Source organism: Novosphingobium sp. CECT 9465 (assembly GCF_920987055.1).
In the GTDB taxonomy this organism is placed as follows: Bacteria; Pseudomonadota; Alphaproteobacteria; order Sphingomonadales; family Sphingomonadaceae; genus Novosphingobium.
The window spans coordinates 3,316,006-3,329,916 of the sequence record NZ_CAKLBX010000001.1 but is presented as its reverse complement, the minus strand read 5'-3'; the positions used below and the strand labels follow the sequence as shown (position 1 = coordinate 3,329,916).

Annotated in this window: 11 protein-coding genes; 5 read left to right on the top strand and 6 right to left on the bottom strand. The window is 63.1% G+C overall.

Annotation, left to right across the window (positions count from 1 at the left end; all coding sequences use genetic code 11):
* Nucleotides 1-18: 18 nt before the first annotated feature.
* Together LUA85_RS16140 and LUA85_RS16135 are read right to left on the bottom strand one after the other, a co-directional pair.
* Nucleotides 19-2,406 (bottom strand): TonB-dependent receptor, encoded by a 2,388-nt coding sequence (locus LUA85_RS16140; protein WP_231471270.1) that lies wholly within the window; start codon nt 2,404-2,406, stop codon nt 19-21.
* Nucleotides 2,407-2,507: 101 nt separating this feature from the next.
* A complete protein-coding gene (locus LUA85_RS16135; protein WP_231471268.1) occupies nt 2,508-3,899 on the bottom strand; it encodes a phosphotransferase in 1,392 nt (463 codons plus the stop codon).
* A 193-nt stretch (nt 3,900-4,092) separates the two neighbouring features.
* Here LUA85_RS16135 and LUA85_RS16130 point away from each other — a divergent pair, with 193 nt between their 5' ends.
* Together LUA85_RS16130 and LUA85_RS16125 are read left to right on the top strand one after the other, a co-directional pair.
* Nucleotides 4,093-4,899 (top strand): SDR family NAD(P)-dependent oxidoreductase, encoded by an 807-nt coding sequence (locus tag LUA85_RS16130; protein WP_231471266.1) that lies wholly within the window; start codon nt 4,093-4,095, stop codon nt 4,897-4,899.
* A 69-nt stretch (nt 4,900-4,968) separates the two neighbouring features.
* Nucleotides 4,969-5,862, top strand: a complete 894-nt coding sequence (locus LUA85_RS16125; RefSeq protein ID WP_231471264.1) for an AraC family transcriptional regulator — start codon at nt 4,969-4,971, stop codon at nt 5,860-5,862.
* A gap of 56 nt (nt 5,863-5,918) precedes the next feature.
* On the opposite strand, the gene LUA85_RS16120 is transcribed toward LUA85_RS16125, so the two are convergent.
* Genes LUA85_RS16120 through LUA85_RS16105 form a run of 4 tightly spaced genes read right to left on the bottom strand, consistent with a single transcriptional unit; the run spans nt 5,919 to nt 10,894 of the window.
* Nucleotides 5,919-6,308, bottom strand: a complete 390-nt coding sequence (locus LUA85_RS16120) for a helix-turn-helix transcriptional regulator (RefSeq protein WP_231471262.1) — start codon at nt 6,306-6,308, stop codon at nt 5,919-5,921.
* A complete protein-coding gene (locus LUA85_RS16115; RefSeq protein ID WP_231471259.1) occupies nt 6,305-9,514 on the bottom strand; it encodes an efflux RND transporter permease subunit in 3,210 nt (1,069 codons plus the stop codon). Before LUA85_RS16115 ends, LUA85_RS16120 begins: the two co-directional genes overlap by 4 nt.
* On the bottom strand, nt 9,511-10,527 hold the full coding sequence (locus tag LUA85_RS16110) for an efflux RND transporter periplasmic adaptor subunit (protein ID WP_231471258.1): 1,017 nt from the start codon (nt 10,525-10,527) through the stop codon (nt 9,511-9,513). The genes LUA85_RS16115 and LUA85_RS16110 overlap by 4 nt, the downstream gene beginning before the upstream one ends.
* Nucleotides 10,528-10,552: 25 nt before the next feature.
* Nucleotides 10,553-10,894 carry a rhodanese-like domain-containing protein gene (locus LUA85_RS16105; RefSeq protein WP_231471257.1) on the bottom strand — a complete coding sequence of 114 codons (342 nt, stop codon included), beginning with the start codon at nt 10,892-10,894 and terminating at the stop codon, nt 10,553-10,555.
* Between the two features lie 197 nt (nt 10,895-11,091).
* On the opposite strand from LUA85_RS16105, the gene LUA85_RS16100 reads away from it, so the two are divergent.
* The 3 genes from LUA85_RS16100 to LUA85_RS16090 are packed head-to-tail and all read left to right on the top strand — an operon-like array spanning nt 11,092 to nt 13,863.
* On the top strand, nt 11,092-12,372 hold the full coding sequence (locus tag LUA85_RS16100; RefSeq protein ID WP_231471256.1) for an NAD(P)/FAD-dependent oxidoreductase: 1,281 nt from the start codon (nt 11,092-11,094) through the stop codon (nt 12,370-12,372).
* A gap of 12 nt (nt 12,373-12,384) precedes the next feature.
* A complete protein-coding gene (locus LUA85_RS16095; protein WP_231471255.1) occupies nt 12,385-12,588 on the top strand; it encodes a DUF2892 domain-containing protein in 204 nt (67 codons plus the stop codon).
* Between the two features lie 12 nt (nt 12,589-12,600).
* Nucleotides 12,601-13,863, top strand: coding sequence for a TolC family protein (locus LUA85_RS16090; RefSeq protein ID WP_231471254.1), 1,263 nt, complete (start codon nt 12,601-12,603; stop codon nt 13,861-13,863).
* The last annotated feature ends 48 nt before the right edge of the window (nt 13,864-13,911 follow it).

Sequence of the window (13,911 nt, the reverse complement as noted above, 5' to 3'; positions counted from 1 at the left end):
GGTGGTTTGTTCCTGAAGTTAGCGGGCGAGAGACCCGAAGTGATAGTAAAGCGATATGCCGTAAACGCGCGGTGCGCCGGGGAATGCGACTGCCGTGGCAAGCGGGCTTGAATAAAGATCGCTGAACGTGCGCGTGTTGTACTTGTTGTTGAAGGCGTTGCGGACAAAGCCTGCGATCTCGATCTGCGGAGAATCCAGATTGAAGCTGATGCGGGCGTTGGCAATCCCGTAGCCGGGAATGCGGCTGAGCGCGGCCTGCCGCTCGATTACGGCGCGATCGGCAGCAGGCAGACCCGGCGCGGCCGTGATCGGGCTGAACGATTGCGAACTGATATAGGCGTAATCGCCGTGCAGATCGATTGACCCCCAAGCCATGTCCAACCGCTGCGTGGCCGAAGCCGTTGCGTTGAACCTGGCCAACTGGGGCAGGGGTTCGCCGCTGCGATCGACCGTTACCGGCACACCGCCGATGATCTGCGTATCCAGAAAGCTTCCCTTGTCATACTTGCCATCCAGCAGGCCGATCGAACCGGAAAGATCCATGCCGTGCCATGGCCGCGCGGCCAGTTCGAATTCCGCGCCGCGCACCTGCGCATTGCCAGCATTGACGACATATTGGGTGACAGCCGTCGGCCCGACAAGGATGTTCAGGTTGCGCTGCACATCGCGCTGCCAGGCGTTGAACACGGATACGTTTACGCGCAACCGGCGGTCGAACAGGTCGGCCTTGAAGCCCACTTCCACATCGCGCACCTTTTCAGGAGAGAAGGCCGGGATCGAGCCGAAGCGCAGGTTCCAGCCGCCCGCCATCGCGGCGGCGCTGGTCTTGGCATAGACAAACAGCCCTTCGCTCGCCTGATAGTCGACGCCCAGCGTCCATGCCGGATAGTTGAAACTGGTCTTTTCGGTCTGGCTGCAGGGCGGGAAAGCGCCGCCATCAGGCGCGGCCACGTTGCAGGTGGTGATATCGTTGTGGACCGAGAGATTGTGCAGGACGACTTCGCGCTTGTCCCATGTCCAGCGCAGCCCGGCAGCCAGGCGCAGGCCGGGCGCCACCTTGTAATACCCCTGCGCATAGACACCGCGCGAAATGTTCAGCACATCGCCATCGTTCAGCAGCGGCGGTACGCCAAGTACGCCCAGCGCCTCGAACAAGGACCGCTCATCGCCTTTCTCACGGGAAAAATACAGCCCGCCGATCCAGCTGAGTGCGTCGGCATCGCCCGAAAACTGCAATTCCTGCGAAAACTGCTTCGATCCAAAGCCGGTGTGGTTCTGGGCAAAGCGGAGCGGCGTTCCGTCCAGATCAATCACGGCGTCTGTACGGCTGTAGCGGAAGCCGGTGATGGCCTGCAGCTTCACATCACCCAGCCTGCCATTGATGGTAAGCGCACCGCCAGCAGCCTTCATCAGGTCCATCGGCAGTTCGCCAAGGGGGCCGGTCGTGCCGTAACTCGTGCGGAAATTGGCTTTGGTTTGCAGGAACGGGGCAAGGATCGGGGTGAGATCGGCCAGCGGCGCAAGTGCCGGAACAATATCGATCAGGGGCGTTACGATCGGGGAGAGGGCACCCGCGTTGAAGCCAGCCAGAACCACCGACTGACCGCTGTCACGCCGATAGTTGTAATCGCCCGAAAGCGATGCATCCCAATCGCTGCCGTCTGGCGCCCAGCGCAATTTCGCCCGCACGAAATGGTTGGCGGCCTGATCGCCTGTGGTCCGGTCCAGCAGCGCATTGCGCCCATAGCCATCGTCGCGGTTGAAGCTGTAAGTGATGCGGGCGGCCAGTTCCGGGCCTGCCAGCGGCACGTTCAAGGTGGCGCTGGCCTCGACCGTATTGTAGTTGCCATAGGCGACGCGGGCCTCGGCGCCAAAATCCCCGGTCGGCTGCTTGGTGATGATATTCAGCGCGCCGCCAGTCGTGTTGCGGCCGAACAGCGTCCCTTGCGGACCGCGCAACACTTCCACCCGCGCCAGATCGGCAAAATCGAACAGCCCTTGTGACGGGCGTGGCACATAGACGCCGTCGATATAGATTCCCACTGCCGGATCGGAGGCGCTGCCCGGATTGACTTGCGACTGGCCACGGATGGAGACAAAGGCATAGCCCGAAACCGATGGCGACCCTGTCGCCACGTTCAGGTTCGGCGCAAGCCGTTGCAGGTCTTTCGGATTCTGGATTTGCGTCTGCACCAGTGTGGTGGAGTCAAGCGCAGTCACAGAAACCGGTGTCGTCTGCAGCGATTCGGCCGTGCGGCGCGCGGTGACGACGATGTCGGTCAGGCCTTGGTCGGCGTCAGCGTCTGCGGTCGTCTGGCTTTGGGCCTCTTGTGCCTGCGCCGCAAAGCCGTGAAGCGATGTGGTTCCCAGCAATGCGCTGAGGACCAATTTGGTTGGATGTCCCATGTAACTCTTCCCTTTGATCCTTGCGGACCCTTGTTTTTTTTCACGATCACGATCCGCCGTTGGAAGCTGGCCGCATGGGCCAGGCCCTCGTTGCCTCGGCGTTATTCGCGGATCGGCTGAAGTGTGGTGGCGGTGAGATAGGACTGCGATCCGCAGCCCTTGAGCAGGAAATTCTGGCGCGTCAGCCATCGGTTGAAATGGGCGACAAGCGCCGCATCCTGATCGGGACCTGCCGATCGCACGAAAGCATCGACCGCCGCATCCGCTTCAAGCCGGGTGGCAACGCGTTTGCCGGTCAAAGCCTCTGCATCGGCAAGGTCGGCAGCCAGGATGCTGCCACCATAGATGGCGCATCGCTGGAGGTACGTCCCCAGCACTGCGGCGCTATCCAGATGAAAGCGCAGGGCGGTGTCGCCGGTTTCCCACGATGTCATCATGTTGATCAGCTGGCCCGGTGCGGCCTCATATGGCACGGTTGGATTGGGCAGGGGGTCGGCCACGGCATCAAGCGTGACGCCGAGGCTTTCGGCAATGCCCTGCAAGCCCCACCGGCTCGTCGCCACGCAGAATTGCAGGTACGCCACATAATCGTTCTGCACTTCGGGTTCGTACATCATCGGCCACATCAACATGCTGTTGGTGCCGGCAAATCCTGCCGAGTGATAAGCGATGGCCCGGTAGGGGATGCTGTCGCCGGTCAGGCTTTCGTAATATCGGCGCAGCTCTGAAATATCGCCCAGCGGCTCGGTCGTGTCGCGCAATCGCATTCCGGCAAACTCCGCCGCCGGATCACCGATATACGATACCTCGAAATCGATCAGGCCGGTGAAGCGATCGCCATCATACAGGAACTGCCCGGCATCGGCGGTGACAAAGCCCGGACGATCCCGGTCTTCCGGTGCGTTCTTTTCCAGCCAGCGCGCATAGAATTCTGTCAGCGGAAACGGCCGGTCTGCAAAGGCAGCGCGCACGATGTCGATGCATGGCTTGTAAAGACTGAGCGCGATTTCCCGCGCGCTCTTCGGAACGGCCAGGCCGATGGCGCCGAATTCCTCGACCGGGATTGCGTGGAGTTTTGCCAGTGCATTGATGAATTCGCGGCGCACCTTGGCGCGTGCTGCGGGATCTTCGATCAGCTCGCTGTTGATGGTGCCGTCCAGCCGCTCCATCACGATCGCAACGGGATCTTCGATCATGCCGTAGACCTTGGGCGCCAGAACGCCGTGGCGCTCCATCACATGATGGACTTGCGCTTCCTGATGCAGCGTCATCGGATAGCGGGCCGATTTGCCGCGCGCGCCGCGCACCAGAACGCCCTGGAGGCGACCATCGATCATGACATCGGCCTCCCAGCTGATCCGCCACCGCAGTTGTCGGCAGAAGTTTTGCGGTTCGCAGCCGAAATGATCGCGCAGCCATTCATAGACCGGGCGGTCGACATCGCTCAGCGCGGCTGTGTCGATTGTCATCCGGGCGATCGTATCGGTTCCCACGCAATGCTCTCCTTGTGCGCCGCCATCGTCCGGCGGTTCTGCTTCTGCGGCCAAGGATGCGGGGGAAGGCGCATTGCGACCAGCCCGGACACTTCAGGTGAATTGCGATCGCTATCGGTGAATCACCGGAAGCTTTGACATGGGCGCGCGGCCGCCCACATTCCGTCCCCTAGACAATGAGCGGGAGACGAGAATGGGAAGGTTGCAGGGGAAGGTCGCGCTCGTAACGGGCGCTGGTTCGGGGATCGGTGAAGCGTCGGCGCTGCGCTTTGGCCGGGAAGGAGCCACCGTTGTCGCTTTGGGCCGGCGCAAGGACGCCATCGAGCGCGTCGCCGCCGCAATTCGTGACGCAGGCGGCCAGGCAATCTCCGCAGTAGTGGACATTGCCGAGGAAGACAGCATCGCAGCCGCAGTGTCAGGCGTCGTGGCGCAGTTTGGCCGGATTGACGTGCTGTTCAACAATGCCGCGCTTACCGATACCGCGATCATGGCGCAGGACCGGGACGCCGTGTCGCTTACCACCGCGTTGTGGGACCGGGTGCTTGCCGTCAATCTGCGCGGCCCGGCAATCGTTGCCAAGCATGTCATTCCGGTGATGATTGCCCATGGCGGCGGATCGCTGATTTTCAGCGGATCGGCGCGCGGATCGCAGGGGGATATGCTTTACACCGCCTATGCCGCATCAAAGGCGGCACTGGTCAGCCTGTCGCACAACATCGCCGCGCAATATGGCAAGCAGGGGGTGCGTTCGAACATTCTGGTGATCGGAATGATCATGACGCAGGCGGCAAAGGACGGTTATCCCCCCGAAGTGACGCAAGTGATGGAGCGTCATCACCTGACCCCGTTCATCGGTGAGCCTGAGGATGTGGCAGGGGCGGCCGTCTATCTTGCCTCGGACGAGGCGCGGTTCGTGACCGGGCAGCAATTGTTCGTCGATGGCGGCATCGCTTCGCATTCGGCGGCTTATGCCGATGGGCGTCTTGCCATGGGTGCATGAGCCGTCAGGCAGAACTTGAGCTTTCCCCGGCCAGGCGTATGCTTGGCGAAAATATAAAGGGAGAGGGCTATGTTGCGCGACGATGCGCTTGATGCCGCAATATCGAGCGATATTCATTTCCGGGTACGGTCCGAACCGAGCCTGCGGGCCGATGCATATCAATTGCGCGTCCATACCTCGGTTTGCCCCCGCGAAGGGCATGGCATCTATCAATCGCCCTGGCACTTGCTGGAAGCAACGCTGGAACCCTGCCAGCCGATCTGGAACCGCTTTCTGAACCGGGCAGGCGGCAAGGAGATCAGGGTCGGGTCCGTGATGTTCGTGCCGCGCGATGAACCCGTGCAATGCCATTTCACGCGCGGTGCGCGGCGGACGATCTCGTGCTTGTTCGATCTCAATGGACTGGGCTTTGATCGGGCGGCCGCGTGGAACTGGGATCATATCGACCCTGCGCTGGCCTTCGACATACGTGACCCGTTCGTCAAGATGGCCGTTCAGCGGTTGCGGCAGGAAGTGCTGGCCCCCAGTTTCGCCAGTGAATTGCAGATCGAATCCGCGCTGATCTTTCTGGGCGCCCAGCTGCAGCGCCTTGCGGAAATGCGATCTCCTGACGAACGCGGGGATTCACATGCGTTGAGCCATTCAGACCTTCGCCGCGTGCTGGAACGGGTCAACGATGAAGAGGGGCGGGCCCCTTCCGTAGCGGAACTGGCAAGGCTGACAGGGATGAGTGCGCCCGTGTTTTCCACCCGGTTTCGCAACGCCACGGGCCAGACTTTGCGAAGCTATGTCGCCCATGCCAAACTCGAAAAGGCAAAAAGGCTTCTGCTTGAGGAGGGCGAAATGGTGAAGCAGATCGCGTTTCGCTGTGGCTTCGCCAGTGCAGCGGCATTTACCATGTCCTTCAGGCAGGAGACGGGCATGACACCGACGGAATTCCGGGAAATGTCGCGGATACATTGAGCGAAAGAACATATGTCGTGACCCCGCAACAAGGGCTGGTCATCGCATGATGACGTTCAGGTCTTGTCGCTTGGCGGGGCGGGCACCTTCATCGTCTGCCACTTTCGATCCGTCACGGCTGGCCCGGATGGCTCTTCCTGAAACGTGTGCTCACACAAATGGCACAGCGCCTCGATGATCCCGCGCACCATCGGATCGCTGAGGCTGTAGTACCGCATCTGGGCCTCGCCCCGGATATTGACCACGCCCTCTTCGCGCAGCAGCGCCAGATGTTGCGATACCGATGACTGCGACAGCCCGGAAAGCGCGGTCAATTCGCCGACCGATGCTTCCCCCTCGTCCATCCGGCACAGCATCACCAACCGTTCAGGATGGCTCATCAGCTTGAGCCGTGCAGCCATGGCGATGGCATTCGCCTTGCTGTCCGACAGGCCGACAGGCTTCATGCCCGCCCGTCCGCAAAGGGCAGCCCGTCATCGCGCAAGACCACATAGATTGCCGGGATCACCAGCACCGTCAAAAGAGTGGATGACGCAAGGCCGAACAGCAGCGAGATGGCCAGCCCCTGGAAGATCGGATCTGTCAGGATCACCGCTGCGCCGATCATTGCCGCCGCCGCGGTCAGCACGATCGGCTTGAAGCGGATCATGCCCGCTTCCAGCAGGGTATCGCGCAGCGATTTGTCGGGACGGCGGGTGTGACGGATGAAGTCCACCAGCAGGATCGAATTGCGCACGATGATGCCCGCCAGCGCGATGAAACCGATCATCGACGTGGCCGTGAACGGCGCGCCGAACAGCATGTGCCCCAGCACGATCCCGATGAGGGTCAGCGGCACCGGAGTCAGGATCACCAGCGGGAGGGTGAAGCTGCGGAACTGGCCGACGACCAGCACATAGATTGCCAGCAGCGCCACCATGAACGCACCGCCCATGTCGCGGAAAGTCACCCAGGTGATTTCCCATTCGCCGTCCCACAACAGCGACGTCACGCTTTCGTCTTCGGGTTGGCCGTTGAGGATCACGGCGGGCTTGGTCAGGCCTTGCGCCTTCCAGTCGAACGCCTCGATGGCCTCATCCACCGCCAGCATGCCATAGATCGGCGCCTCGTAGCGCCCGGCGAGTTCCGCCGTCACCATCGTCGCCCCGCGCCCGTCGCGGCGGAAGATTGCGTGGCTTCCCGGCTCCATCCTCGCGGTCACCAGCTCGCCAAGCTGGATCAGTTGTCCGGTGGGCGTCACCGCCACCGGTGTCGCCGCCATCGCCGAAGACCACGTGCGCTGCGATTGATCGAGAGCCAGTTCGATCGGCAAGGGATCGCGGTCCCTACCACGCGGCGCATAGCCCACCACCTGCGTCCCCAACAGCGCACCGATGCTGTCGAACAGCTGCCGTTCGGACAGGCCATACTGGTCCAGCTTTGCCCGGTCCGGGATCAGTTTCAGCGTAGGCCGTGCCTGCCCGAAGCTGTTGTCCACATCGACGATATAGGGCACCGATTTGAAGATCTTCTCCACCTGCTCGGCCGTCCTGCGCCGCGCTTGTTCGTCCGGGCCATAGATTTCGGCCAGCAGCGTTGCCATGACCGGCGGCCCCGGCGGCGTTTCCACCACTTTCAGCGAGGCCCCCGCGGGCAGCGGCACCGCTTTCAGCTTCTCGCGCAGCACCACCGCAATCTCGTGGCTAGACCGTGATCGCTCACCCTTGGGCAGCAGCGTCACCATCAGGTCGCCCATCTCAGGCTGATTGCGCAGGAAATAGTGTCGCACCAGCCCGTTGAAGTTGAACGGCGCCGATGTGCCCGCATAGGCCTCCATCGACACCACTTCGGGCACGCCGCGCGCCACGGCAGCGGCCTGTTCCAGCACACGCGCCGTGGCCTCAAGGCTCGTGCCTTCAGGCAGATCGGCCACAAGCTGCACTTCGCTCTTGTTGTCGAACGGCAGCAGCTTCACAGTCACCGCCTTGAAGTAGAACATCGAACAGGCCACCAGCGTCGCCACGCCCACGCCGATCAGAAAGCGCTTTGCCCCCTGCTTGGTGGCAATGACTTTCATCGCCCAGTGCCGGTAGAGCGCGCCCAGCTTGCCACCATGCTCGTCATGGCCATGGGTCAGCGCCTTCCTGGCAAAGCGGATCATCAGCCACGGCGCGATGATCACCGCCACGAAGAACGAAAAGATCATTGCCGCCGAAGCATTGATCGGAATGGGTGCCATGTACGGTCCCATCAGCCCCGATACGAACAGCATCGGCAAAAGCGCCGCCACCACCGTCAGCGTCGCCACAATGGTCGGGTTGCCCACCTCGGCCACGGCTTCCACCGCCGCGTCGATGCGCGAGCGCTCATCCTTCATGCCCCAATGCCGCGCGATATTCTCGATCATCACGATGGCATCGTCGACCAGAATGCCGATGGAAAAGATCAGCGCAAACAGGCTGACGCGGTTGATGGTGAAGCCCATGACATTCGATGCAAACATCGTCAGCATGATCGTGGTGGGGATCACGATGGCCGTCACCCCCGCCTCGCGCCAGCCGATGGCAAAGCCGATCAGCACCACGATCGAGACCGTCGCCAAGGCGAGGTGGAAGATCAGCTCGTTGGCCTTCTCGTTCGCGCTTTCGCCGTAATTGCGCGTGATCGAAACCTCCACACCTGCCGGGATCAGCGTACCCTCAAGCCCTTCCACGCGCCGCGCCACGCTTTCCGAAACGGTCACCGCATTGGCCCCGGCGCGCTTGGCCACGGCAAGACTCACCGCCGGCGCCATGGTCCACGCACCGTTCTCACCCTTGGCCCAGCGCCAGGACCGCGCCTGATCCTGCGTCGCTTCCTGCTCTACCCGCGCCACGTCCGAAAGCAGCACCGGCGCGCCACCGACCGACCGCACGGTCAGGCCTGAAAGCTCCTGCGCATCGCGCAAGGTCTGCCCCGCCACCACCAGCGCCGCCTGCCCGCCTTCGCGCACCATGCCTGCCGGAAAGGCGCGATTGGCCTGCGAAACGGCTTCGATCACATTGCCCAGCGGTACACGATAAAGCGCCAGCTTGGCCGGGTCCGGCACCACGCGCAGCGCCATGCGCTGCCCGCCGGTGATGAAGGTCAGCCCCACATCATCGACCTTGGCAATCTCGGTCCGCAGCTTGCCCGCCAGTTCCGCCAGCGTCTGGTCATTCCATTGGCCAGCAGCTCCCGGCTTTGGCGTCAAAGTCAGCACCACGATCGGCACATCGTTGATCCCGCGTACCGTCACTTGGGGCATGGGGATGCCCACGGGAATCCGGGTCTTGTTGGCCTCGATCTTTTCGTTGATGCGGATCGCGGCGTCTTCCGGGTTGGAACCGACCAGGAATCGCGCGGTCACCAGAACGCCATTGTCCTGCGCCTGCGCGTAGACATGCTCCACCCCGTCCACGCTTTTCACGATGGTTTCCAGCGGCTTGGCCACCAGTTCCACTGTTTGCGGCGCGGAAAGTCCCGGTGCCTGGACCATGATGTCCACCATCGGCACACTGATCTGCGGCTCTTCCTCGCGCGGGATAGTGATGGTGGCGATCAGCCCCACGATCATCGCCGCCAGCAGGAACAGCGGGGTGAGCGGCGACTGGATCGTCGCCCGCGTCAGCTTGCCCGAAATGCCGAGGTTCATTTGCCCGCTACCCCGACAAGCGTGTCACCGGCATTGACGCCCGAAAGCACTTCCACCTTGCCTGCCTCGCTCGCAGGCGCAGTCTGCACCGGCACATCCGCCGCGCTGCCATCCTTGGCCAGCACGGTCACATAATCGATGCCATAGCGTGTGGTGACATAGCTTGCAGGCACCAGCAGCGCCTTGCGCATGCCCGTCTCGACCTTCGCCGCCACACGCCGCCCGATCAGCGAGTTATCGATGCCCGCCATATCCACATCAGCCGTCACCTTCCCGGCCATGACGGAGGGATAGATTTTCACCACCCGCCCCTCGTTCAGCCCCGGAGCGGTAACGCGCGATCCCGCCCGCACCTTGCCCGCCAGCGATTCGGGCAGTTCCAGTCGCACGATGGTCGGCCCCGCCGTAATCACGGCAATCGCCATGCCCGGCGCAACCGGCGATCCTGCCGGAACATCGGCCCGCAGCACACGCCCGCTGGCAGGCGCGACGACCACGCCTTGCCCCGCCACGGCCCCCACTGCGGCCTGCTGCGCCCGTGCCGCGCGCACTTGCGCCTGTGCCGCGCTCGCCATGGCCTGCGCCTGCTCCAGCCGCGCCTTCGCATAGACGCCGTTGTCGTGAAGGAACTTCACCCGCTGCAATTCCGCCGCCGCCTGCGCGGCCTGCGCCTGCGCCGCCGCCGCTTGCGCGCCATAAGCGCCTGACTGATAGCCGAGTTGGCTGTCCACGATCCGCCCGATGGCCTGTCCCTTGCTCACCATGTCGCCCGCCTTGACCGACAGCGATGTGAGGATGCCGGGAATGCGCGCCATGACCTGCGCCTGATCGACCGTGGCGATCTCGGCGCTCACGTCCTGCCAATTGACCGTGTCTGTCGCGGCCAGAACGATGCGAGGGCCAGCCGGAGCTTTGGCGACCGTGGCGGCCTCCTCGCTGCTGCCACATCCGGCCAGCGGCAGGCTCAGCACCAGTGCGCCTGCTGCCGAAGCTGCCATGAAGGTTGCCCGCATCGCCCTGTTCCCCGATTCGATCAGATCAACGCTCAACCGGCAGCCCGGCCGATGCCCATGCGCCGAAACCACCTGCAAGGTGCGTATCGACCGCCGCCTGTGCCGCGCTGCATTTGTCCAGCGCCATGCCGGAACGCTTGCCGCCCAGGCAGTTCAGCACCAGCGTCCTGTCGCCCGCATCGGGCAGTTTCGATGCCTCAAAGCTCGACAGCGGCACGTTCACCGCGCCGGGGATATGCCCTTCGGCAAATTCGGCCGCTTCGCGCACATCCACGACAAGCGCTTCGTCCGCAGCGATCATTGCCTGAAGGTCATGCGCCGAAACTTCCCTGCGGGCGGGCGCGCTCTTTCCAAATCCGAAAACCATCTGATCGGCCCTTCTCTCTCTGCGTACTCCGCCATGCCTTGTTTCGGAGCCGCTAACATTATGACTTGCTCATATCGTATGGCACTTATATAAGTCAAGTCAGATGAACGCCGGTCACTCCGGCCAGTCAAAGCGATTGCCGCAACCATGTCTGCCCGCTCTGGCGGCGTTTCGCGGACAAACGGGAGGAAACTACGATGTCGCTGCCGCAGATTATCGTCTTGGGCGCCGGTCTTGGCGGAACCATTGCCGCCTACGAAATTCGCGATGCCGTGAAGGGCAAGGCGCAGGTGATGGTGGTCAGCGATCAGGACGATTACTGGTTCGTGCCATCGAATCCGTGGGTTGCCGTGCGCTGGCGGGAACCCGAAGCGATCAAGGTTCACCTGCCGCCTATCATGCAGAAGAAGGGCATCGGCTTCACCTCGGTCGGCGCAAAGCGCGTCCATCCCCAGGAAAGCCGTGTCGAACTGAATGACGGTCGTTCGCTGCACTACGACTATCTCGTCATTGCCACCGGACCCGAACTTGCGTTCGATGAAGTCGAAGGACTAGGCCCACAGGGATTCACCGTATCGGTCTGCCGCACCGATCACGCATCCCACGCTGCCGATGCGTTCGACAAGTTCTGCGAAGACCCCAAACCGATCATCGTCGGCGCTGCGCAGGGTGCCTCGTGCTATGGCCCGGCTTACGAATTCGCGCTGATCCTGGATACCGAACTGCGCCGCCGCAAGATCCGGGATCGCGTGCCGATGACCTATGTCAGCCCGGAACCCTACATCGGCCACCTCGGCCTTGATGGCGTGGGCGATACCAAGGGCCTGCTCGAAAGCGAACTGCGCAACCGCCATATCAAATGGATCACCAATGCGCGCATCACCAGCGTGGAACAGGGCACGATGCACGTGGAAGAAGTGGCCGATGATGGCACGGTGAAAGACACGCACGATCTGCGCTTCGGCTTTTCGATGATCCTGCCCGCATTCCGTGGCGTAGATGCGGTGTTCGGCATTGCAGGTCTCACCAATCCGCGTGGCTTCATCCTGGCGGACAAGCACCAGCGCAACCCCACCTTCACGAACGTCTACTCACTCGGCGTCTGCGTCGCGATCCCTCCCATCGGCCCCACGCCGGTGCCGGTGGGTGTGCCCAAGACCGGTTTCATGATCGAATCGATGGTCACCGCCATCGCCCACAACCTGGCGCTGGAACTCGCTGGCAAGGAACCGGCAGAGGAGGCTACATGGAACGCTGTGTGCCTTGCCGATTTCGGCGATGGCGGCGTGGCCTTCGTCGCCCAGCCGCAGATCCCGCCGCGCAACCTCAACTGGTCATCCAGTGGCAAGTGGGTCCACCTCGCGAAGATCGGCTTCGAGAAATACTTCCTGCACAAGGTCCGTCGCGGCACCAGCGAGCCGTTCTACGAAAAGCTGGCTATGCACGCCCTCGGTATCCGCAAGCTGCGCTTCAAGTAAGGAACCCCTGTCATGACTCTCGATTCCGCGGTGTTTCGTTTTGCCGGACTGGTCGTGCTGGCCAGCCTTGCCCTCGCTCACTGGGTTCACCCCGGCTTCCTCTGGCTTACGGCTTTTGCCGGCCTGAACATGTTTCAGGCCAGCTTCACCGGATTCTGCCCGGCAGCGCTGATGTTCAGAAAGCTCGGCGTCCGGCCCGGCAATGCTTTCAAGTGACACGAGCCTGACATGCGTCTGCTGAAGACCTTCACCGGCTTGCTGTCCTGCGTCGCTGCCGTACCGGCGGCGTCGGCGCAGGACCTTGCGGCCGCTATCGCCGATGCCCTGGCCCATACCCCCGTTCTGGCCGAGGCCATGGCCGGTGAAGCGGCGGCGAGCGCCCGGCTCGACCGGGCGAGGGCCGAAAGCAATCCCTTGCTGCGAGTCGAGGGTTCGTACGGGGCGGGCCGCATCGACAATGGCGGGTTTTTTGGCCTGACCGCGGACGACGTTTCGCCACTGGCGCTACAGGCCACGGCGGAAATTCCGCTTTATGCGGGCGGTCGCGTCTCTGCCATGATCGCGCAGGCGCGGGGCGGGGCGGACATCGCGCGCTTCGGTACACAGCAGGCGCGGTTGCAGACCGTGGTCAGTGCGGTCAGCATTTATACCGAAGTCCTCATCGCGCGAAAGCTGGAAGCCCGCTTTGGCCAACTTGTCACCGCGCTGGACGAAACCAAGCGGCAGGCCGGATTGCGCTACAAAGTCGGTGAAATCGCCAGTTCCGATCTTGCACAGGCGCGCGCGCGCAAGGCCGAGGCGCAGGCCGGTTTTGCGCAGGCGCAGGGCCGCCGCATCGCAGCCGAGGCAAGCTATGAACGTCTCACCGGCAAAGATCCCGGTGATCTGGCCCCTCTGCCAGCGCTGCCCTTAGTCCCGCTGACGCTGGACGAGGCGACCGACCTTGCCCGCAATGCCAATCCTGCGCTGCGTCAGGCCCGGTCCGGCGTTGATGTTGCCAGGGCTGGCGCACGTGCGGCCCGTGCTGAAGCGCTGCCCACCGTGGGGGCCTTTGCCGAGGCCGCCCATGTGCGCGACCAGTTCTTCCCCGGTTACCGCGCCGATTCGGTCTCCATCGGTGTGCGCGGGCGCTGGACCCTCTTCTCCGGTGGCCGGGTCGGCGCGCAGACCCGCGCCGCCGAGGCAGACGTCGACGTAAGCGAAGCACGGCTGCGGCAGGCCCGTCTCATGCTCGATGGGTTGGTCATCGATGCATGGCAGGGCCTTGTCACCGCCCGCCAGATTCTCGACGCATCGCACCTGCGCAACCAGGCTGCCGCAGAAGCCTTGCGGGGCAAGCGCCTCGAAGCCAAAGTCGGGGCCGTGCCGACCTTGGCCGTGCTCGATGCAGAGCGTGAGGCGATCGAGGCCGAAGCCGCGCTGCTCCAGGCAGAGGCCATGCAGACCGTTGCCGCATGGCGGCTCAACGCGCTGACGGGGACCATAGATTGATGACCGATCTGACGATTTGACGCAGGTCATGGCAAGGCGCACGATGTG

What these genes read in the sequence shown, in the direction of transcription:
- LUA85_RS16130 (WP_231471266.1), top strand. Translation starts at nt 4,093, where the DNA reads ATGGGAAGGTTGCAGGGGAAGGTCGCGCTCGTAACGGGCGCTGGTTCG.
- LUA85_RS16125 (WP_231471264.1), top strand. Translation starts at nt 4,969, where the DNA reads ATGTTGCGCGACGATGCGCTTGATGCCGCAATATCGAGCGATATTCAT.
- LUA85_RS16110 (WP_231471258.1), bottom strand. Translation starts at nt 10,527, where the DNA reads ATGCGGGCAACCTTCATGGCAGCTTCGGCAGCAGGCGCACTGGTGCTG.
- LUA85_RS16095 (WP_231471255.1), top strand. Translation starts at nt 12,385, where the DNA reads ATGACTCTCGATTCCGCGGTGTTTCGTTTTGCCGGACTGGTCGTGCTG.
- LUA85_RS16140 (WP_231471270.1), bottom strand. Translation starts at nt 2,406, where the DNA reads ATGGGACATCCAACCAAATTGGTCCTCAGCGCATTGCTGGGAACCACA.
- LUA85_RS16090 (WP_231471254.1), top strand. Translation starts at nt 12,601, where the DNA reads ATGCGTCTGCTGAAGACCTTCACCGGCTTGCTGTCCTGCGTCGCTGCC.
- LUA85_RS16120 (WP_231471262.1), bottom strand. Translation starts at nt 6,308, where the DNA reads ATGAAGCCTGTCGGCCTGTCGGACAGCAAGGCGAATGCCATCGCCATG.
- LUA85_RS16105 (WP_231471257.1), bottom strand. Translation starts at nt 10,894, where the DNA reads ATGGTTTTCGGATTTGGAAAGAGCGCGCCCGCCCGCAGGGAAGTTTCG.
- LUA85_RS16115 (WP_231471259.1), bottom strand. Translation starts at nt 9,514, where the DNA reads ATGAACCTCGGCATTTCGGGCAAGCTGACGCGGGCGACGATCCAGTCG.
- LUA85_RS16100 (WP_231471256.1), top strand. Translation starts at nt 11,092, where the DNA reads ATGTCGCTGCCGCAGATTATCGTCTTGGGCGCCGGTCTTGGCGGAACC.